Source organism: Dyadobacter luteus, from assembly GCF_003383615.1.
In the GTDB taxonomy this organism is placed as follows: Bacteria; Bacteroidota; Bacteroidia; order Cytophagales; family Spirosomataceae; genus Dyadobacter; species Dyadobacter luteus.
This window is the reverse complement of the sequence record NZ_QNUL01000013.1, coordinates 64,140-85,332: the sequence shown is the minus strand read 5'-3', so window position 1 is coordinate 85,332 and position 21,193 is coordinate 64,140. Positions and strand designations below refer to the sequence as shown.

14 protein-coding genes and 1 tRNA gene are annotated in these 21,193 nt (G+C 43.0%); 6 read left to right on the top strand and 9 right to left on the bottom strand.

The annotated features are described in order from the left end of the window. Positions 1-12 precede the first annotated feature (12 nt). The gene (locus DSL64_RS16400; protein ID WP_115831994.1) at positions 13-1,449 is read right to left on the bottom strand and encodes a M20 family peptidase; all 1,437 of its coding nucleotides are present in this window, start codon (positions 1,447-1,449) and stop codon (positions 13-15) included. Between the two features lie 303 nt (positions 1,450-1,752). On the opposite strand from DSL64_RS16400, the gene DSL64_RS16395 reads away from it, so the two are divergent. The 3 genes from DSL64_RS16395 (at position 1,753) to DSL64_RS16385 (ending at position 5,123) form a co-directional block, all read left to right on the top strand. Beyond that, complete coding sequence (locus DSL64_RS16395) at positions 1,753-2,214, top strand: (2Fe-2S)-binding protein (RefSeq protein ID WP_115831993.1); 462 nt, start codon at positions 1,753-1,755, stop codon at positions 2,212-2,214. A gap of 2 nt (positions 2,215-2,216) precedes the next feature. Continuing rightward, positions 2,217-4,361 (top strand): molybdopterin cofactor-binding domain-containing protein, encoded by a 2,145-nt coding sequence (locus DSL64_RS16390; RefSeq protein WP_115831992.1) that lies wholly within the window; start codon positions 2,217-2,219, stop codon positions 4,359-4,361. Between the two features lie 129 nt (positions 4,362-4,490). Then, positions 4,491-5,123, top strand: a complete 633-nt coding sequence (locus DSL64_RS16385; RefSeq protein ID WP_115832067.1) for a bifunctional 4-hydroxy-2-oxoglutarate aldolase/2-dehydro-3-deoxy-phosphogluconate aldolase — start codon at positions 4,491-4,493, stop codon at positions 5,121-5,123. A 62-nt stretch (positions 5,124-5,185) separates the two neighbouring features. Here DSL64_RS16385 and DSL64_RS16380 read toward each other — a convergent pair whose 3' ends face one another. Continuing rightward, positions 5,186-6,508 (bottom strand): OmpA family protein, encoded by a 1,323-nt coding sequence (locus DSL64_RS16380; RefSeq protein WP_115831991.1) that lies wholly within the window; start codon positions 6,506-6,508, stop codon positions 5,186-5,188. Positions 6,509-6,886: 378 nt separating this feature from the next. On the opposite strand from DSL64_RS16380, the gene DSL64_RS16375 reads away from it, so the two are divergent. Next, entirely contained in the window at positions 6,887-7,210 is a 324-nt protein-coding gene (locus tag DSL64_RS16375) for a nucleoside triphosphate pyrophosphohydrolase family protein (protein ID WP_115831990.1), read from the top strand. 240 nt (positions 7,211-7,450) lie between these two features. Continuing rightward, positions 7,451-9,235, top strand: a complete 1,785-nt coding sequence (locus DSL64_RS16370; protein ID WP_115831989.1) for a PQQ-dependent sugar dehydrogenase — start codon at positions 7,451-7,453, stop codon at positions 9,233-9,235. A 63-nt stretch (positions 9,236-9,298) separates the two neighbouring features. On the opposite strand, the gene DSL64_RS16365 is transcribed toward DSL64_RS16370, so the two are convergent. Next, positions 9,299-10,828 carry a DNA recombination protein RmuC gene (locus tag DSL64_RS16365; protein WP_115831988.1) on the bottom strand — a complete coding sequence of 510 codons (1,530 nt, stop codon included), beginning with the start codon at positions 10,826-10,828 and terminating at the stop codon, positions 9,299-9,301. Between the two features lie 251 nt (positions 10,829-11,079). Here DSL64_RS16365 and DSL64_RS16360 point away from each other — a divergent pair, with 251 nt between their 5' ends. After that, positions 11,080-13,098, top strand: coding sequence for a M13 family metallopeptidase (locus DSL64_RS16360; protein ID WP_115832066.1), 2,019 nt, complete (start codon positions 11,080-11,082; stop codon positions 13,096-13,098). A 79-nt stretch (positions 13,099-13,177) separates the two neighbouring features. On the opposite strand, the gene DSL64_RS16355 is transcribed toward DSL64_RS16360, so the two are convergent. From DSL64_RS16355 to DSL64_RS16330, 6 genes are all read right to left on the bottom strand, one after another. After that, positions 13,178-13,558, bottom strand: coding sequence for a response regulator (locus DSL64_RS16355; protein WP_115831987.1), 381 nt, complete (start codon positions 13,556-13,558; stop codon positions 13,178-13,180). 11 nt (positions 13,559-13,569) lie between these two features. Continuing rightward, entirely contained in the window at positions 13,570-14,559 is a 990-nt protein-coding gene (locus DSL64_RS16350) for a helix-turn-helix transcriptional regulator (RefSeq protein WP_115831986.1), read from the bottom strand. Between the two features lie 541 nt (positions 14,560-15,100). Further along, a tRNA-His gene (locus DSL64_RS16345) sits at positions 15,101-15,176 on the bottom strand. 110 nt (positions 15,177-15,286) lie between these two features. Beyond that, positions 15,287-15,892: a superoxide dismutase gene (locus DSL64_RS16340; RefSeq protein WP_115831985.1), complete on the bottom strand. Its 606-nt coding sequence runs from the start codon at positions 15,890-15,892 to the stop codon at positions 15,287-15,289. A 62-nt stretch (positions 15,893-15,954) separates the two neighbouring features. After that, positions 15,955-16,407: a nucleoside deaminase gene (locus tag DSL64_RS16335; protein ID WP_199539412.1), complete on the bottom strand. Its 453-nt coding sequence runs from the start codon at positions 16,405-16,407 to the stop codon at positions 15,955-15,957. An 81-nt stretch (positions 16,408-16,488) separates the two neighbouring features. After that, on the bottom strand, positions 16,489-21,159 hold the full coding sequence (locus tag DSL64_RS16330; protein ID WP_115831984.1) for an Ig-like domain-containing protein: 4,671 nt from the start codon (positions 21,157-21,159) through the stop codon (positions 16,489-16,491). Between the last annotated feature and the right edge of the window lie 34 nt (positions 21,160-21,193).

Below are 21,193 nucleotides of genomic sequence, written 5' to 3'. Positions count from 1 at the left end.
GTTATATGTGTTTTACCAGTCTTTCAGAAACTGATAGTAAAATCCGATACCTTTTTTGTAGCTCTCAACACTGATGCGCTCATTAATCCCATGAAATCCCTCCGGATCCGTAAAAGGTGTAAATCTGAACACCTGCTGCGTGAGATCTCCGAAAAAGCGTGCATCAGTTGCACCTAATACGAGGTACGGAGCAACAATAAGCTCCTTGTCCAAAGCATGGAGTGTGTTTTGAATGGATTTAAAGGTATAATGCTCCACATCCGCTACCTGCTTAGGCTCGCTGCTACCGGCTCTGGGAGTAATGGTGATCTTATCGTTGTCAATGATTTCCTTAACATAAGCAACAACATCGGCTACATTAGTGCCGGGTTGTGTACGGAAGTTGACCGTTGCGGTAGCTTGTCCCGGAACCACATTCTCTTTTATGCCTGCATCAAAAATGGTAGTGGCTGTAGTAGTACGGATAAGAGCGCTGCCGGTTGCTGTTTTGGAATACGTGCTAAAAATGAGTGGTTTGAAGATTGTCCTGTTCGCCATGGCCATCCTGCTGACAAATGGCATTTCCGGACCTATAAAATCAAGAAAAGAGTTGAGAACATAACCCATATCCGGCGGGAATGGATTGTCTTTTAGTTTGACCACAGCTTTAGCCATTTCATCAATTGCAGTTTGCTTTTCCGGCATGGAAGAGTGCCCGCCGGGAACAGTGATACGCATATCCAGGGTCACATATCCTTTTTCCGCAATGCCGATCACCGCTATAGGTTTCGTAATTCCCGGAACTTTATTTTTGGTAATGATCCCGCCCTCGTCCAGTACCATAGCCGGTTTAATTTTCCTTTCTTTGAAAAGCCTGGCCATTGCCGTAGCACCGTATTTTCCTGATGCTTCTTCATCATGTCCAAATGCAAAATAGATGTCGGTCTCCGGAGTAAAACCTTCTTTCACCAGCAATTCCACCGCCTCCAGAATGGCCATCAGACTTCCTTTGTCATCTATAGAACCCCTTCCATAAACAAATCCATTCAAAAGTTTACCTGAATAAGGCGCGGCATCCCAGTTTTTCAAAGTTCCGTCTTCTACGGGTACAACATCCTGGTGAGCCATCATAATTAAAGGATTCTCCGATGACTTCCCTTTCCAGTGAAAAAGCAGACTGTATTTATTCACATTTTCGACAGAGAGTGTCTTAAAGGTATTCGGAAAAGCAGTGACAAGAAACGCGTGAAACCCGAGAAAGGCGCTGCTGTCCAACTTGCTGCTGTCGTCGTAAGATATAGTCTGAAAGGTAATCGCCTTTTGCAAATGGGCTACCGCAGTTTCATTTACTTTGACGTAAGGTTTAGGATCAGCTGTGATTTGGCGGGATTTGGTAGTGAAGGTATTGAAGACAAGATAGGCCGCAAAAATGCATAAGAGGATAAAGAATAACGAAATTATTTTTTTCATAACGGTGCAGAAGAGAAAGGAGTTATTGGTATTTCAATATCGTATTTTATAAGATACGTTACAATATCTGCATGAAGTTCAGGGATTTATAGTCGTTGTATTTTGGTATCTATATCGATCTTATGATTTGATTTTCAGGTATATACAATTTGAAAAAATGCCCGAAACTCTGGCGTTTTCTTCGATATTTTGTAACTTAGGAACCTTGCTTACTGAACAACCTGAATTTGTTCATACCTGAATGGTTTTTTGAAAGTCAGTTGCTTCAGAATTTCTAAACCTCACAAGAAACAATAATTCACCATGGCGTTATTAAAATTAACAATTAACAACCGTTCTTATAGTGCGGATGTTGCTGAGGATACCCCGCTTTTATGGGTGCTTCGCGACAATCTGGGTCTGGTAGGAACAAAGTATGGCTGCGGCATTGCACAATGTGGTGCGTGTACGGTTCATTTGGATGGTAAGGCAGTTCGTTCCTGCGTGCTACCGGTATCGGCAGTAGGTAATGGTAAAGTAACCACTATTGAAGGTCTTTCCGAAAAAGGAGATCATCCTGTACAAAAGGCCTGGGATGAAGTGGATGTAGTCCAATGTGGTTATTGTCAGGCAGGCCAGATTATGACTGCTGCTGCGCTGCTCAAAGAAAAGCCCAAACCCACAGATGAAGAAATTGTTGCTACAATGAGTGGTAACCTTTGTCGTTGCGGAACCTACCACCGGATACGGGAAGCAGTAAAAGTAGCAGCCTCTAAATCGAAATAATCATGCAAACATTGGAAAATACATCGCGCAGAAGCTTTATGAAGCTTGCTGCTGCTGCCGGTGGTGGCCTTTTTCTTGGCTTCAACTGGACTAATTCTTCTGCTTTGCCGGTAGTTGTAGAGGCAGGGCAGGTAGCTGCAGGTTCAGTTAACTTTAACAGTTATCTGTCGATCGGGATTGACAATATCATCACCATTATATCTCCAAATCCGGAAATCGGTCAGGGTATCAAAACGGCTTTCCCGATGGTGGTTGCCGAAGAGCTGGATGCCGACTGGAAACTGGTGAAGACTGTTCAGGGAAATCTGGATTCAGGTGCTTTTGAGAGGCAAGTAACAGGAGGTAGTGGCGCTGTTCCGCATTCGTGGGAGAGATTGAGAAAGGCAGGAGCGATCGCGCGGCATTTGCTGGTAGAGGCAGCTGCAAATCGTTGGAAAGTTCCTGCATTGGAATGTACGACTGACAATGGCAAGGTATTCCACAAGGCATCCGGAAAGTCACTGACATACGGTGAACTGGCTGAAGATGCTTCAAAACTCACGGCTCCGAAAGAAGTAAAACTCAAAGATGAAAAGGATTTTAAGCTGATCGGTAAATCGGTTCGCAATGTGGATAACCATAATATCGCTACCGGTAAACCACTTTTCGGTCTGGATTTTTATCGGGAAGGAATGTTGTTTGCTGTAATCCAACGTCCGAAAGCATTTGGTTTTAAGCTGAAATCGGTAGATTCCAAAGCAGCGAAAGCGATGCCCGGTATTGTAGATGTAGTCACTTTTGAGAACAGTGTAGCCGTGGTGGGCAAGTCGACCTGGCAGGTACAAAAAGCGCGTGAAGCACTCAAAATTGAATATGAGAAACAGGCGGATCTGGAAAGTTCAGAAGATCACAACCGCATATTCGCGCAATTGATGCAGAATGGTGAAGGAACTGTTCGAAGAAAAAACGGAGATGTTGAAAGTGCATTTAAGAATGCCGCGAAAGTAATTACTTCTGAGTATCAGTGCCCGTTTCTTGCGCACAGTCCGCTGGAACCAATGAACTTTTTTGCCCATGTGAAAGAGGATGGAGTAGAGCTGGTAGGACCAACACAAACACCCGACCGCGCACGTGCAGAGGCAGCGAAAATTGCCGGTGTACCTCCTGAAAAAGTGTCTGTTGAAATTACGCGGCAAGGTGGTGGTTTCGGACGACGTCTGTCTGCAGATTTTGTTACGGAAGCAGTGCATGTTTCGAAATTGGTAAAAGCACCTGTAAAGGTGATCTGGACACGAGAAGACGATATGACAGGAGGGACTTACCGCCCTGCCGTACGCTATAAATTTGAAGCAGCACTGGATAAAACCGGTCAGATGATCGGCTATAAACTGCGTGGTGTAGGAATGAATGCGGGCAACAGTACAAGAGAAGATAATTTTCCTTCCGGTTCTGTGGACAACTTACTGATTGATTCGGTAGATCATAAATCTCCAATCACAACAGGACCGTGGCGCGCGCCTATTACCAACTTTTTGGCTTATGCCGAGCAATCATTTTTGGATGAAGTAGCTGAAGCTGCCGGCAAGGATCCTATTCAGTTCCGTTTGGAATTACTTGAAAAAGCGAAGAAAAAGCCTGTTGGTGAGGTGAAATACGATATTGAAAGAATGATTGCTGTGATTAAACTGGCTGCTGAAAAAAGCAACTGGGGTAAAAAGAAAGGCGTTCATCAAGGCTTCAGCGTTTACTTTTCTCATAGATCCTATGTAGCGCAGGTGGGTGAAGTGGTGATGGAAAAAGGAAAACCCGTATTGAAGAATATTATTGCCGCAGTGGACTGTGGTATTGTGATCAACAAAAGTGGTTCGTTACAGCAGGTAAGAGGAGGGGTGGTCGATGGAATGGGGCATGCCATGTATGGTAATATGACCTTTAAGGAAGGGGCGCCCGATCAACGAAATTTTGATGGTTTCCGGTTGATCAGAATGAATGAAATTCCTGAAGTAGATGTCCATTTTGTTGAAAATGGCATATCGCCAACAGGCCTTGGTGAGCCTGCACTGCCGCCGACCGGTGGTGCCGTGGCAAATGCATTATATAAAGCTACGAAGCAGCGACTGAGAAACCAGCCATTTATTCAGGAACCTTCTTTCAAGGGAATTTCCTGATTCTGCGTTCATACTGATTACCAGCGGAGGAATCACTTTGGTGTTTCCTCCGTTTTTTATTAATATCAGCGTCAGGTTATGGACAGTACCACAGCCGGCAGACGATTAGGTGATGAAAAAATTCAAGATATGAGTGATAAAAAGTTTTCCTGGGAGCTATTTCAGAAGGCCCCCATTGTAGGTATCGTAAGAAATTTGTCAATGGAAGTGGTAAAAGAGATTCTGCCTGTTTATCGTGCAGCGGGACTTACAACCATTGAAATAACCATGAATACGCCCGGAGCAACGGACATAATCAGGTATGCCCGATCCAAAGAAGCAGAAGGTTTAAATATCGGAGCAGGAACAGTGTGTACACTTGAAGATCTGGAGAAAGCATTAGATGCAGGAGCGCAGTTCATCGTCACACCTATTCTGGATAAGAAAGTAGTGAAGACTTGCGTAAAGCGAAAAATACCCGTATTCCCCGGAGCATATACGCCATCCGAAATTTATAAAGCATGGGCTCTGGGAGCTCCTGTAGTGAAAGTATTTCCTGCTACAGTGTTAGGACCGGAATATATCAAAGATGTACTGGGGCCGCTTGATCAGTTGAAATTATTGCCTACAGGAGGTGTAGGTCTGGAGAATATGGATCAGTTTCTGAAAGCCGGAGCAGCAGGGCTTGGCATCGGTGGACAACTTTTTGATAAAAAGTTAATTCTGGACAAGAATTGGGATGGTCTGCTGGCACATTTTAAATCCTACGTCGAAAAGCTTTAATGAATGAGCCTGTCCGGTTACGACAACGAGCAATGAAATCGTAGCCGGACAGGAATCATTCATTAAAGCTTTATAAACTCCACTCTACGGTTATTCGCTTTGCCGGCAGGTGTGTCGTTAGAATCTACAGGTTCGGTTTTCCCTTTTCCATCGCTTTCCAAACGGGCCGCTTCGATACCAAAGGTATTTGAAAGTGTCTGTTTTACCGCAAGTGCCCTTCTTTTGGATAGCTCCAGATTACCCGCGTCATTTCCATCAGCATCTGTATGGCCTATGATGTTGACTTTTAGTGAGGCATTGTCTTTGAGTACCTGAGCGATACTTTGGATACTTCCGTAAGATTCAGGTTTGATTTTGTCACTGTTTACGTCAAACAAAATTCCGTTGGTACTGAATTTTCCTTCAGTAGCCAATTTATTCCGAAGATCCGGAGCTCCTACCGCAACTACGATATTACTCATGAAAAATGCACCCTCTTTATTGTCATATTCCGGGTTGCTGGCAGAGAAAACTAACGAATTCAAAGTAGCATTTGCATCTAATGCACGCGGAAGATCCAGTACCTTAGTGCTATCCAGATACACACGAACACGTTGTTTTTGGCGCCAGATCGCTATTTTTACTGATAGCTTCTCAGGTTTAGCAAATTCTGGAGTACCGGATTTATATTGCTGACCGATCAGGTTGGTTGAATAGTGCATGGTTCCTTTACCTGATGCAGCAGGCTGAAAACATAGTTTAAAATTAGCAGCACCCTTCCAACTGAGGTTATCTGCATAACTGAATTTTTCATCCACATTTTTAGTTTCCATCAGGCTGATCATCCATTGTCCGATACCCGCAATATCCTTGTTCGCCATCACTTCCATCTGCACAGTAAAGTTTTCAGGCAGATTGTCTATGTTCTCGGGGTAGAACACGCCAGACTGAGCTAATCGGAGCCATTTTCCTGAACGATTGTTCAGCGTAACAACTTCTGCGCCCGATCTGGTATTCCAATTGGTAGGGAAATCACCGGTTGCCTCCTGAGAAAAATCTTCATGCATGATGATCTTGTCACCAGGAATAAAGTCAAATTTGGAATAAGATGTAAGATCTGCAACAGCTGGTTTTGCAACTACATTATCTGCAGACACTGTTGATGCAGCCTTATCAGCAGGCTCTGAAGATGTTTGCGATGAAACTTCAGAAGTACTGGAAGTCTGGGACGAAGATTTGGTTTCAGTGGTTGTCGTCTTCTTTTTTGGTTGCGTTGCTTTATCAATAGACTCGTCTATTTTTTGCTCCAGTTTTCGTTCCACCTTGTTACGCATTCTGTCGAGCAATTGCGCTTGTACAGATGTTATAGAAAGAGTGAGCGTGAAGAATAGCAGGAATTTTTTCATTATAATTATTTACATGGTTAATACATAATGTGCTCGGGGAGGATTGAGAATGTCGTGTTTTATTACACACAATTTTAGCAAAATGAAACCACCCGACAATGAGTGATAAAGGCATTGCCTTCATTAGAAGCAGGTCAAGGCTTTTAAACAATTGTTGAGTGTTGGTTAAATGGATTTTGTCAGAGTATACAAATCTAATGGATTCAGAATTGATTTTATATCCCTGAAATCAACCATAATATTAAATTATTACTATCGGTTACTTTATCTGTACCTTACCAATCCGGTGCCATTTTACTCCCATTATAAATCGGGGTAGAAGTGGCACTTGTCGGTTATGATGTTAAATAGAAGAAATTGAGCTAAAATTAATCACTTATGAAAGATTTAGATTTAAAGGAAATCAAAGAACGGTCGCTGAAAATCAGGGAGCGATACCACCAGCTGGAACAGCAACATCATGGTAGTGAGTGGATGGTAGAAGAAGATGCACTGGCATTCCTTACTGACGCCGGTTTAGTGGGGCGTCTGACTATGTCGCAACAGGGGCGCTGGCCGAAGGGTGAACAGACAATTGCTGAGCTGGAACACAAACTTGGGGAATGTGTTTGGTGGCTTACGATCCTTGCCCAACGAATGAATTTAGATATCAATGAAGCGACAGGGAAGTTTCTGACAAAAACAGAAAACCTGCTGGAATAAATGTAAAATCAGATGGAGAGTAAAGGAGTAAGTTTTCTCGGGTGAAGGCGGTAAAGGCGGCCAAGGTGGTATTGAGATAACTATTTGATAAATAATAGAAAGCGTTCAGGTTACAATACAAATATCCTGGAAATTTCAATTAAGTAAAGTGCAGCATTTCGGCATGGAAATTGTAATATTTTTTCTGCAATAAAAGTAGAAATAATTTTAATGTATATGCCAATCTAAACTTTACTTAAGATGCAGCACGTTATCAGAAATCCAAATCCTGGAAAGTCGGCTTTTGCTTTACTTTTCGGCAGCTTTTTATGTCTTACGATGCTTTCCTGTCCCGTGTTTGCACAGCCATCTGTGTTGACTCTGAATCCCGTATTTACAACGGGCTTATCTGCTCCCATGCAGGTGCTCCATGCGGGAGATGGTACCGGACGTATTTTTGTAACAGAGCGAGCCGGTGTTATGAAAGTTTTTAACAGCAATGCTACTACACCTTCCCTCACTACGTTTTTGAATCTCAATGCACCTGTTGCAAAAGTAGGTACACTTGGTGAAGGTGGATTGCTGAGCATCGCCTTTCATCCTGACTACGCCAACGCCTCTGGTACTAACCGGGGCGTTTTTTTTGCTTTTTATACTGATCAGCCGGGCAATTTGATCATTGAAAGATATAAGGTTGGCGACCCGTTGAGTAATGTAGCAACAGTTACAGAGGCAGGGGTGGTGCTGGAAATTCTGCATGAGGGGGAGAGCAATCATAACGGAGGTGAAATGCATTTCGGACGGGACAGACTGCTTTATATATCAACGGGTGATGGAGGCAATGCCGGAGATCCAAAGAACAATGCGCAACGGACCGAAGAGGATGGTGATCTGCCCTATTTGTTGGGTAAAATGTTAAGGATTAATGTGAACGACTATACTACAGGAAATCCGTATACGATTCCGGCAGGCAATCCATTTGGTAATGAGGTGTTCGACTATGGTTTGCGCAATCCGTTCAGGTGGAGCTTTGATCGGGCAACGGGAGATATGTGGATCGGAGATGTAGGACAAAACAATTGGGAAGAAATTGATTTTCGAGCTGCTGCTACCGCACCGGGAGTGAACTACGGATGGAATTGTTTTGAGGGAAATGCCATTTATGCCAGTAGTACTGCTAACCCTAAATGCGGAACGTTTTCTAACTATTCTCCTGCTTACGAATATGACGGGGCTTCGGTAATTGGAGGGGTAGTTTACCGCGGTAGCAGATACCTGGATCTGATAGGTTACTATGTGGGTACTGATCACTTTTCAGGGGAGTTTCAGTTGATTAAGCGGAATTCTACCAACACGGGCTGGACGACAACTATACGTCCTGCTGCTACAACCGGATCTCCTGCACAGAATATTACGAGAATATCCGATATAGGAGAGGCGGAAAACGGGGAGTTGTATGCCGTGAATCTCAATTCAGGAGCATTGTATCATATTGAGGCAAGTGGGGCTCTTCCGGTGACACTCACTCAGTTTCGCGGAACGAAAACCATTGAAGGGAATAAATTGCTGTGGGAAACTACGAGAGAAGTAAATTTCAAGGCGTTTGAAGTAGAGTACAGCGCAGATATGAAATCATTTGCTAATGTGGGAACTGTGCTTCCCGTAAGCCTTACTGAGGGAGCGAAATACCAGTTCTCTCATGTAACCGGTAATTTTGCCAGTGCTTATTATCGTTTGAAAATGGTCGATCTGGATGAAACTTATCGCTATTCCAGAGTGATTTCGATCATGGATGAGTACAGTGCGAAGAATGATTTTATCAGACCATCATTCATTGACTCCGGCATACTGAATGTGCTCTTGGATAAAGACTATCAATCCATCGAGCTGATTACTGCAAGTGGTAGTGTTTTACACAAACAGGACGTTACCGGAAGAAAAGGAAACCTTGAAATTCAGATTAACGAGATTCCTTCGGGCGTGTATGTTGTCAGGCTACATCATAAAGAACAGGTGCTACAACAGAAAGTGCTGGTGATGCATTAAGTGATATTTTGATGATGAGCATCGGATATAGGCCATTGCTCATCATCAGTTCTCAATCAACTCTTATTCTCCGGCGATCAGTTTATCTTCGTCCGCAGAACCGGAAATCCCCAGATCCGGCAGATTTTTCTTTGTTTTTAATCCCAGTTCTTTCAGTTTGGTGGCCTGAAGAACCAGATTATCGTTGCCAACGGAGAGCTGCTTAAACGCTTCCCCATATTTAAATTGCGCCTTTTCCATATGGGAGCCAACGTCTTTCAAATTAGATACAAATGCATAAAACTTGTCATATAGCTTAGCACCTCGTTCCGCAATTTCAAGTGTATTCTGGTTTTGGTATTCCCTTTTCCAAAGGTCCACAATCAGTTTCAGTGAAGTAATAAGATTTGTAGGACTGAGTAGCAGGATTTTTTTATCGTAGGCAAAATTCCAGAGATCCGGATCTCCCTGCAAAGCAGCGATATACGCTGGTTCGCTCGGAACGAAAAGCATTACAAAATCAAGAGATTTGTCATAATCATCGTATCCTTTTGCACTCAGAGAAATGATGTGAGATTTGATGGCTGAAATATGGGCGTTCAATTCTGACTTCTGTTCATCAACGTCCACGGCTGCAATGAGGCGGGTAAATGCATTCAATGAAACCTTTGAATCGATGATCACATTCCTGTTGTCCGGATATTTAATGACTGCATCCGGGCGCATTTTCTTTCCTGCCAGATCAGAGCGGAGTGCAACTCCGTCGGCATCCCGAAGTTCATGCTCCATAAAATATTCTCTTCCTTTTACCAGTCCTGATCGCTCCAGAATGCTTTCGAGTATCATTTCTCCCCATCTTCCCTGCGTTTTGGCTTCGCCTTTCAGTGCCTTGGTCAGATTGCGTGCCTCGTCACTGATGATCCGGTTCAGTTCCGCCAGTTTGGAAACTTCATTGCCCAGAGAAAACCGCTCTTGCGCTTCTTTGATGTAGACCTCTTCAACCCTATTTTTAAACTCAGCAATATTACGTCCCAGAGGTTCGAGTATCAGATTCAGATTTGTCTTGTTGAGTTCGGTGAAGGTGGCAGTTTTTGTTTCCAGAATTTCATTCGCCATGTTTTTAAATTCCAGATTAAATTTGGCTCCCAGATTTTCGATTTCAATCTTCTGAGTTTCCAGTTTATCGCTGAGCGCATTGTTTTCTGCGTAGGCAGTGGCCAGGCGTTGGTTGGCTGAATTGAGATCCTGCTGCAATAATTCAAGCTCCTTTTTTGAACGAACCAGATCAGCGTTTTTTTCTGCCAACATCTGTTTAGTCGCTTGCAGATTGGCTGTTATTGTGGACAAATCGTTCTGAATAAGTCTCTGGCTTTGTAACTGACTATGAATTTCAGATTTGAGAACTCTGTTTTCTTCGGTTTGTTCCGTTATGTTTTTTTGAAGAACCTCGATTTCTACCGAAGTTCTGGTTTTCAATTCGCGATAGTCAAGCTCCGTTTCATTCAACCGGCGCAATTCATTCTGATGGGCTGCACCCGAACCCGCCTTTGACATGAAATAACCAATTGCAGCTCCCACAATTATTCCCAACACCAGATACATCAGTAATTCCATATTTGTCTTCCTGTCCCTTATTTACAATTAACTTTTCAATTGCTGCAAGGTAAGTATAGATTGACAAAAAAAGATTGATGGTGCATTGGATTACTCATTCGACATTACTTACACCAACTGTGTAGTCAAAACAGATTCAAATGGGAGTATATGTACCTAATTTTCGTCTAAACCCTTTTAAATCAGCTAAAATTGAGCCATTTTTGAGTTTATTGATATCTGATACCTTACTGACTCTTACTTTTCAACCTATGAAATCAACTGTATTTTTTGCGCTGTTACTATTAGTAGCCGGAGCCTGCCGACAGAAGACCGACCCGACTTCCGAACGCGTGGTGATCACCGGAATTGATTCTACCAAAAAACCGGGAGATGATTTTTTTACATATGCCAATGGGATCTGGTTTGATACCATCCGTATTCCTGACAGCCAGACAGGCGTAGGTTCTTACTCTTTTCTGAATTATCCGCAGCGCTTACGATTGAAAGGAATTCTGGATAGTGTTTCTACAAGCAAGAATGCCGATGGCAGTATCGGGCAAAAGGTGGGTGATTTTTATGCGTCGGGAATGGACACACTTACCATTGATAAACGCGGATTTGAACCAATCCAGCCATTACTTACACGTATTGATGCAGTATCAGATGTTACTTCGCTCTTAAAGCTGGTAGCTGATGAAGAAAAAGCCGGGAATGGTTCGTTGATCGGGTTCTATGTAGGGCCCGATGACAAGCAGAGCACTGTGAATATCGCACAGTTTTATCAGACAGGAATCGGGCTGCCGGAAAGGGATTATTATTTCAAAAGTGATTTGGGCACGATAAAGATTCAGAAAGCTTATCAGGATTATCTTACCAGTTTGTTCGGGTTGACAGGATTAGACGCCGCAACGGCCCGGAAAAATGCAACGATCAGTTATGGTATAGAAAAACAGCTGGCTACTGGACACAGAACTAATATTGAACTCAGGGATGTGAAGGCGAATTATAATAAACTGGCGGTTGCGTCTCTGTCCAAAAAACATCCTGTGCTGAATTGGACCACTTTACTGCAAGATTTGGGAGCAAAGGTGGATTCTGTAAATGTAGGTCAGCCGGCTTACTATGATAAATTGAACAGTATGCTGAAATCTGTGGCAGTGGCTGATTGGAAGGTTTATTTGAAGGCTCATGCGCTGACAAACTATGCTAATCTATTGAGCAGGCCATTTGTAGATGCCTCTTTTGCTTATACCAAAGTCCTGACCGGACAGGCTGTTAAACAAACAAGAGCAGAGGAAATGACACGGGCGGTAGATCAGTCGCTTGGAGAAGCTCTGGCTGAGCTTTATGTAAAAAAATATTTTCCGGAGTCTGCAAAAAAACGAATGGCAGTGCTGGTTGGTAATTTGAAAAAAGCATTCGAAGCGCGTATTGACCGTCTTGATTGGATGAGTGATTCTACGAAAGCAAAAGCGAAGGATAAACTTTATGCATTTACAGAAAAAATTGGCTATCCGGATAAATGGAGGGATTATTCACAGGTAGTGATAAAACGGGGTGCTTATTTTGAAAACTGTTTATCTGCCAACAAAAATGATTATCTCTATAACCTGAATAAATTAGGTAAGCCCGTCGACCGTAACGAATGGCACACAACGCCTCCTACGGTAACGGCCTACAACAATCCTCCCCTCAATGAAATTGTTTTTCCGGCTGGTATTCTACAACCGCCTTACTTCGACGTGAATGCGGATGACGCGCTGAATTACGGAGGAATCGGAATGGTGATCGGGCATGAAATCACGCATTCTTTTGATGATCAGGGAGCTCAGTACGATAAAGCAGGGAACGTAACGGACTGGTGGACCAAAGCCGATTATGCCAAATTTAAGGCCAAAACCCAGCAGGTGATTGATCAGTACAATGCTTTTACTGTTTTGGATTCAGTTCATATAAAAGGGGCGCTTACGGTGGGAGAAAATACAGCAGACATTGCAGGTGTTGCTATTGCCTACGACGCATTTAAACTAACCGAACAAGGCAAAGACACTGCAAAACTGGACGGATTCACGCCAGATCAGCGATTCTTTATTTCCATTGCCAGAATATGGCGTGTTAAAACGAGAGATCCTTACATGGCTATGTATGTCAATACCAATCCGCACTCCCCGGCCAAATGGCGTGTGAATGGCCCTCTTATGAACTTCACACCTTTCTACAAAGCGTTTAATGTGCAACCTGGAGATAAAATGTATAAGCCAGAAAAAGATAGAATTGTGGTTTGGTAGTCTAATTTTATGCGGGGATGAGAATGGCTCATCTCCGCATAAATTAGTCTTTACTAGTCCAATGTCATCATGGGATAACTCACTTATTCATTATTTTAATCAGTTCCAACAGTTCAATGGGGTCTCTGTGTTTGGAAAAAAATTGATCCGCACCGGCCATTAAGCTTTTATTCATGTTATGAGGATCGTCCCTTCCTGAAAAAGCGATAATATGTATATCGGGCCATTTTTTCTTTAAAGCCACAGCTGTATCAAAGCCATTCATCACAGGCATTTCCAGATCCAGAATAATAATTGCAGGTAATTGAGTCCGGCGTGACATTTCTTCAAGGCACATTTGGCCGTTGTCTGCTTCAAATATGACAGGGATTCCATTTGAAGTTAATAAGTGATTGATTGAGTATCTGATTATTGTGCTGTCATCAATAATAGCAAGACTAATCATGTTTGATTCTGGCATATATATTTAAATCATTTTTGTAGTTCATTTGGATGTTGTCCGGTATATCTTTTGAACCACAAAGAGAATGTACTCGACTTTTTAAAACCTAACTCAAAAGCGAGTTCTTTCACTGTAATTTTTCGTATCTGCATTTTTTCCTGAGCGTAATTGATCTGTAGTCTCCTGAAATAGATTAGAGGCGTAGTGTTAAAGGTTTTTTTAAAGTTTTTCTTCAATTTGGTTTGAGAGATATAGAAATCCGATGCCAATGCGTCAATACCCGGAAATTTGTTCTTAATATTTTTTTCCAGATGATGAATAATTTTGATCATAAGATCCTGATCATCAGTTATTCGTGTCGGAGGTATTTCGATATTTGCTAATTTAAAAAACTGATCTGTAACATTAAATGCATTTGCGGTAACAGAAAGATTATAGTTGAAATTATTCTTGTTGTATTTCAATTGAAAATACAATTTGTCAAGTGCGATCTTCTCAATCTCATGTATAAGGCGTACTGATAGCCCTTTGCCGGTTGCAATAATGACGTTTGAATTAGTGAGTCTGGCATTGTCACTGGTCAGATTAAGAAAGCGGTGTAAATATTGTTTCGAAAAAATCAGGCGATAGCGTCTTATGGGAGATTTTCGCTTAACAAATATTTTATAAGTAGAACTTGATCCTGAAAAAATAGTGACATTGGTTACAGGTACTATTTTATCTCCAAACTGATATCTGAAGGTATGTTTTGATTGGTAGTAATCAATTGAAAAGTAATCAGTCTTACTTTTTTTTGGAGGCATAACATAGCAGGTGTCTGTTTTCTCTTCACTTTCATGAGCGAAGACCCAAAAGGAGTTGTTTATTTTTTCGTAGAATATTTCCGACCGATGATATTGGCTATCGAAATGTGAATCGTTAGGTGGCATGTCATAAGGCCGGACTTGCATGTTCAGGTATTTAATGTAATGTGCAGGTTCCATTCGTTTCAGAACTACCTCATGAAATTTTTCGTCCATCTAAATTGATGTGTCCTATAAATTCGGATGATTATGAATCCGTGATTATTAGTGTGTGATGATTACAACTTGTGGTTTTACGGGTTGCAATTTTACAGAATTTGGTGACCTAATAGGACTGATAGACTCCCTTATAAGCTCTCTATAAAAAAAAATATTGTATGATGATAGATAATATCTTAGTATATCTTGGAATTGTTATATGTGATACATTGTAAGTTATTTGCAATGTGTTGACAATTAAATTGTTTACTTACTGTAGTAGTATTTTGAACTACTCTAAAACCGGATATTGGAAGTTGAGTGAATGTTTAAGCTGTATGGTAAAAAATACTATAAAGTCTTAAACGGTATTAGGTCAAGAACAAAGGTGCAGGTAAATGGAATAGATATGGAGGCAAGAAGTAGTGGGAGAGGTGAATTCAAGACTCGTTAGAGGAACCACTTCATCTAAGGCAAAATGGAAGACAGCTTGTCGAATGAGCCAGAAGTTGAAATCATTAACAACAAAAAAGGTCCTGAAATTCAGGACCTTTGAAGAGGGAGGGAGACGGGTCTCGAACCCGCGACCTCTAGAACCACAATCTAGCGCTCTAACCGACTGAGCTACAACCTCCGTTTCGAAAACTTCGTTTTCAGACTACAAAAGTAGGAAAAGGTTTGAAGCTTGCAAGCATATTTGTTACTTTTTTTACAAACTTCAAACCTTATCTATGAATAAAACTGATTATTTGTTTGCAACAAACAGAGCATCAGCTGCTTTCCAGTCTACTACATTCCAATAAGCATCAATGTAGTCAGGACGTTTGTTTTGATATTTCAGGTAGTAAGCGTGTTCCCAAACATCCAGACCGATAATTGGAGTACCTTTTACTTCTGCAACATCCATTAGTGGGTTATCCTGGTTTGGAGAAGAAGTGATAGCTACAGCACCATCTTTAACGATCAACCATGCCCAGCCTGAACCAAAACGGCCTGTTGCTGCTTTTTTGAACTCATCTTTGAAAGCTGAGAAAGAACCGAATTTCGTGTCGATTGCTTTTGCCAGCTCACCTGTTGGTTCTCCTCCACCGCTTGCAGAAAGAGATTTCCAGAAGAAAGAGTGATTCCAGTGCCCTCCTCCGTTGTTACGTACAGGCGCAGGAGCTTTGCTGATATTAGCCAATATATCTTCAATGCTTTTGCCTTCCAGTTCTGTACCGGCAACAGCAGCATTCAAATTCGTAACGTATGCCTGATGGTGGCGGTCATGATGTATTTCCATTGTCAATGCATCGAAATGTGGTTCCAGTGCATTGTTTGCGTAAGGTAATGGATCAAGTGTAAATGCCATTTTAATTGAGTTTATGGTTAACGAATGTATTAATGCTGCTTTGGTAACAGTAGAATACTGCTTTATGTTCTTAAAGTTTTAAAAAAGTTGAGCAACAGTTCCCGGGACTCGTCTCCCAGAATTCCTGTAGTCAACTGTGTTCGTGGGTGCAAAATTTTTGTGCCAAGTCTTGAGAACCCACGTTTCTCGTCTGTCGCACCTACTACTATTCTTTTCATTTGCGTCCAGTACAGCGCTCCAGCGCACATTACGCAGGGCTCCAGTGTTACGTACAATGTGCAGTCTTGCAGGTATTTGGCTCCCAGATAATCGGAAGCTGCAGTAATGGCCAGCATCTCTGCATGAGCTGTCACGTCTTTCAGTTTTTCGGTTTGGTTATATCCTTTTCCTATGATTCTTTCACCAATTACTACAACGGCACCCACGGGAATTTCTCCTTCGTCATAAGCGCGTTGGGCAAGGCGAAAAGCCTCAGACATAAAATAGTGATCTGCAATTTCTGCTTCGATATTCATGCTTATTCTTTAAATCAGAACGGGATACCTGTTGAGTTGCAACAAATATCCCGTTTTTATAAGATCAATAATTATCAATGATTAGGGTTTCATCACCCGGTTGACCGAACGGCGGTTACCATCTTCTACCTGAAGCAGATAAAGTCCTGACGGGTATTTACTGAATTCCAGAGTTGTTGTTTTAGTACGAATCGGTTGCGTATGAATACTTCGTCCATTCAGGTCAAGAATCTTAATATTTGCATCTTTGGACCAGGTCTCTGCAGTCATTTCTACAATACATTCCGGATTCGCTACAGTCGGATAAACCCTCAGCCATGCTGTTCCCGTTGGTTCAAGACCTAAAATCGGATCTACCTGAACCCTTGCAGAACCTGCTCCTCTACCAACCCCGCACGTATTAGTTGCCGAAGCAATGGTGTAAGTAGTGGTGGTTCTTGGGGACATCACGAAAGAATATGGACTGGCTGCAGCAGTGATCACAGAATCTTTCGTTCCGTTTGAAAGTGTAAATGACCATGGAGCTTTACCTGTAATTTCAACTTTAAGAGTAGCTGGTGAGCCTACAAAAACAGTTTGTGTTCCCGAAATGGTCGCTACTGGTAATGGACTTACTGTAATACCTATTGTATTCACTGAGCCTTTTGTGTCAAAAGAAGCATTTGTACCCGAGTTGATTACTCTCACGAAGTAGAATCCGCCTTTCGTAGTATCAGGGAATGTCGCTGTGATGGAATTTCCGGTTGCTACGGAAGGAATACTGTAAAATTTAGCATCCAGATTTTCCTGAGCGATTTGTATTTTAAAGGTATTCCCTGTCGGGAAATCACCTGATTGCTGGAATGGTACTGTAAAGGTTTTACCTGCACAGGCTTCTGCTACTGAAGGACTGCCGGTAATAATGGTAGGAATTCTTACTGTTACCTGAGCTGTACCCATTGGTGTACCTATTCCGCATGAATTCTTCACTTCTGTTACAAAATAGTTGGTGGTTGCAGCAGGAGTAACCGGAATCGAGATCGTAGCCTGATTGGATGTGCCTGTTTTTCCGTCTGAAAGAATATATGTCCAAGGTCCGTCAGCTGTAAAGTTCAGGGTGATATTGGCTGTCTGTCCAAGATCTATCTGAGTGTTTCCTGAAATAGTTGCCGACGGCTTTGCTTTGATATGTATTTTAATCTCCTCCTTTGGACTTTCACAATTATTGGTGCCCGTTTGAGTTACCCAAAAAGAGTAATCTTCGACTTTCTCAGTAAATGGAGTATATGGGTAACCCTGGAATTCGGTATCAGTGAATTGGCGGTACCATTTCAAAACAGTCCCTGTAGCATCAAGTATCGGAGCGGTAACACCCTGGCAATATTCAAGGTAAGTTTTGGTTACAGGTTTCGGTGTTGTATTGATTTTTACATCAATTTTCGCACGATCTCCCTGGCAACCTTCCAGTGTTTGAGAAACATAATAGGATTTCGTTCCACCTTCCGCTGTAGATGGTATCGGAGCTACAGCGGAAGCAGTTCCGCCTGTGGCATTGTTACCGTACCAGTTCAGACTTGCAGTAGCTACAGGTGTTGCGGTAAGGGCTACAGCAGGTAAAAACTGGCAATATTCGATCAGAGCTGAAGAAACTGTTGGTAGAGCAGGTAATGGCTTTACTCTTAGTTTATAACTAACTCTTGCAGGGCTTTCACAACCCGTAGCTGTTATTTTTTGTACAGCGTAAACAGTTGTCTCACCCGAATTCTTCAGATTTAAAGTCGGAAGAGCGGTGGCTGTTCCGGTTGCAGCGCTATACCAAACAATCGTATTTCCTGTGGCTGCTGCCGGAGTAGCAGTAAATGTGAATGTCTTATCTTCCTTTTCCTGACAAAGAGCTTCAGAGAAAGCGGTCAGTGTTGCAGGTAATGCATTTGTAACCACATCCAGCTTAGCACGTGGGCTTTCGCAAGTTAATGTAGTTCCAGTGTAACCAGCGGTTTGACTCACATAGTAAGAAACGGTTCCTACTGTAGCTGTAACTGGTACAGGTACCGTGGACAGCGCCGGTGTGCTAGTCAATGTAGAATACCATTTCAGAGCTGTTCCTGTTGCGGTTAATGCAGCTGTGTTGGGCTCATCTTTACAGAATGCAAGAGGAGTAACGGTTGGAGCAGCAGGAAGTGCTTTTACCTCGATGGAAACAGTACCTCGCGTTGCACTTTCACATCCGTTCACAGTTTGAGTTACATAGTAATTTTTTACGCCAGCCGTTGAGGTCGATACGGCTGCCGGCGTAGCTGTAGCACTTCCACCGGTAGAAACAGTGTACCATGACAAACCTGTTGCTGGTGTAACAGCACCCAAAATTACGCTTGGTGCGACAGTCTGGTCCAGACAAACAGGCGCCAATGCTGTAATAGCAGGTGTTGCTGGTCTTGCTTTTATTCTTACATCAATTCGTGCACGCTCACTTTCACATCCGTTCAGCGTTTGACTTACGTAGAAAACCTGATTTCCAGGAGTAGTGGTTACAGGGATCGGAGATATGGTTGCAGGTCCTGTTGCACCTGAATACCAAATCAATCCAGTGCCTGTAGCGGTCAATGCTGTCGCAGTTTCGCCAACGCAATACTCAACGGGATCTACACTTACTACCGGCATAACTGTCTTATTTACGGTAATAATTACTTCTTTTTTCGCGCTTTCACATTTGCCTGCTTCTGTTTGTGTAACATAGTAGGTTGTGGATGTTGTAACACTCACATTCACGTTTGGAACTGGCGCAGAAGGCAATGGGACCTGACTTGCATTATACCATTTGATGGCAGTGCCTGTGGCAGCCAATGCAGCAACGGGTGTAGTACTTGCGCAGTAAGAGGTTGGTGAGGTAACTGCCGGAGCAGCGGATAGGACGCAAGCAGAAACGGTTACTGTAATAGTCACTTTCGCACTTTCACATCCGCCTACAGTCTGGCTTACTTTATAAGTCTGTGTACCAACAGCAGTAGTCGTTGGTACGGGAGCAGCAGATAAGGGGCTATCGGTGGCACTATACCATTTAATAGTTGAGCCGGTTAGACCAGTTGCAGTCAAAGCTGTCGCAACGTCCCCAACTGTATAATTAATTGAGGTCGTAGTTGTAGGAATAGCTGGAGGCGTACATGCAGCCACGGTCACTGTAATAGTCACTTTTGCACTTTCGCATCCGCCTACAGTCTGGCTTACTTTATAAGTCTGTGTACCAACAGCAGTAGTCGTTGGTACGGGAGCAGCAGATAAGGGGCTATCGGTGGCACTATACCATTTAATAGTTGAGCCGGTTAGACCAGTTGCAGTCAAAGCTGTCGCAACGTCCCCAACTGTATAATTAACAGACGTTGTAGTAGTAGGTACAGCCGGCGGCGTACATGCAGCCACAGTTACTGTAATAGTCACTTTCGCACTTTCGCATCCGCCTACAGTTTGGCTTACTTTGTATGTCTGTGTACCAACAGCAGTAGTCGTTGGTACGGGAGCAGCAGATAAGGGGCTATCGGTGGCACTATACCATTTAATAGTTGAGCCGGTTAGACCAGTTGCAGTCAAAGCTGTCGCAACGTCCCCAACTGTATAATTAACAGACGTTGTAGTAGTAGGTACAGCCGGCGGCGTACATGCAGCCACAGTTACTGTAATAGTCACTTTCGCACTTTCGCATCCGCTTACAGTTTGGCTCACTTTGTATGTCTGTGTACCAACAGCAGTAGTCGTTGGTACCGGAGCAGCAGATAAGGGGCTGTCTGTAGCACTATACCATTTAATAGTTGAGCCGGTTAGACCAGTTGCAGTCAAAGCCGTTGCAACGTCTCCAACTGTATAATTAATTGAAGTTGTAGTAGTAGGTACGGCCGGTGGCGTGCAAGCTGCAATTGTTACTGTAATAGTCAGTTTTGCACTTTCGCATCCGCCTACAGTTTGGCTTACTTTATATGTTTGTACACCTGCCGCTGTCGTTGTAGGAACTGGCGCACCTGCTAACGGGCTGTCTGATGAGCTATACCAATTCAGCGTAGAGCCGGTAACTCCTGTTGCTGCCAGCGCGGTAGCTACATCTCCTACTGTATAATTAACCGTTGCAGTTGTAGTCGGTAAGGCTGGTGGTGTACATGCCGTAACAGTAACGCTAATCGTAGCTTTTGGGCCTTCGCATCCACCAACAGTCTGGCTTACTTTGTAGGTTTGAGTACCCACCGCAGTTGTAGTTGGTACCGGAGCTCCCGCAAGAGGACTGTCTGCTGAATCATACCAGTTCAAAGTAGAACCTGTAACACCCGTTGCTGCTAATGCCACAGCGGTAGCTCCTGTTACGTAACTTGGCGGCGCTGTGAAAGTAGGGGCAGCAGGAATAGCATTAACGGTAAGTACAGTGCTTTCGGTACCAGTAATTACGGGAACGGTAGGAGCCAATGTTACGACTGAAACAACACGTACTTTATAAGCAGTACCCGCCGTTGAATTGGCAGGAATTACTCCGGTAATTGGAGAGGCTGTACCTGTTCCAATGTTTGAAGCTGAGCTAAATGAGCCTGTTGCATCCGATAATTGCACTGCAAAACTATTTGTTGGAAGTACTGCTCCCACAAATGTAAATGCAACAGAAATATTTCCGCCCGGACAAATTGACGCAGGAGTTACAACTCCTGTGGTGATACTTGTTTGTGCAATTGATGAAGCGGCCGCGAGAAGCGTGACAATGCAGGCAAAAAATCCTTTTCTAATAAATGTTCTTTTCATGTATCCGTCTTATATCTATTCCTTTAACCCTTTC

Coding starts and splice junctions, on each gene's coding strand:
- DSL64_RS16400 (WP_115831994.1), bottom strand. CDS start 1,449: ATGAAAAAAATAATTTCGTTATTCTTTATCCTCTTATGCATTTTTGCG.
- DSL64_RS16395 (WP_115831993.1), top strand. CDS start 1,753: ATGGCGTTATTAAAATTAACAATTAACAACCGTTCTTATAGTGCGGAT.
- DSL64_RS16390 (WP_115831992.1), top strand. CDS start 2,217: ATGCAAACATTGGAAAATACATCGCGCAGAAGCTTTATGAAGCTTGCT.
- DSL64_RS16385 (WP_115832067.1), top strand. CDS start 4,491: ATGAGTGATAAAAAGTTTTCCTGGGAGCTATTTCAGAAGGCCCCCATT.
- DSL64_RS16380 (WP_115831991.1), bottom strand. CDS start 6,508: ATGAAAAAATTCCTGCTATTCTTCACGCTCACTCTTTCTATAACATCT.
- DSL64_RS16375 (WP_115831990.1), top strand. CDS start 6,887: ATGAAAGATTTAGATTTAAAGGAAATCAAAGAACGGTCGCTGAAAATC.
- DSL64_RS16370 (WP_115831989.1), top strand. CDS start 7,451: ATGCAGCACGTTATCAGAAATCCAAATCCTGGAAAGTCGGCTTTTGCT.
- DSL64_RS16365 (WP_115831988.1), bottom strand. CDS start 10,828: ATGGAATTACTGATGTATCTGGTGTTGGGAATAATTGTGGGAGCTGCA.
- DSL64_RS16360 (WP_115832066.1), top strand. CDS start 11,080: ATGAAATCAACTGTATTTTTTGCGCTGTTACTATTAGTAGCCGGAGCC.
- DSL64_RS16355 (WP_115831987.1), bottom strand. CDS start 13,558: ATGCCAGAATCAAACATGATTAGTCTTGCTATTATTGATGACAGCACA.
- DSL64_RS16350 (WP_115831986.1), bottom strand. CDS start 14,559: ATGGACGAAAAATTTCATGAGGTAGTTCTGAAACGAATGGAACCTGCA.
- DSL64_RS16340 (WP_115831985.1), bottom strand. CDS start 15,892: ATGGCATTTACACTTGATCCATTACCTTACGCAAACAATGCACTGGAA.
- DSL64_RS16335 (WP_199539412.1), bottom strand. CDS start 16,407: ATGAATATCGAAGCAGAAATTGCAGATCACTATTTTATGTCTGAGGCT.
- DSL64_RS16330 (WP_115831984.1), bottom strand. CDS start 21,159: ATGAAAAGAACATTTATTAGAAAAGGATTTTTTGCCTGCATTGTCACG.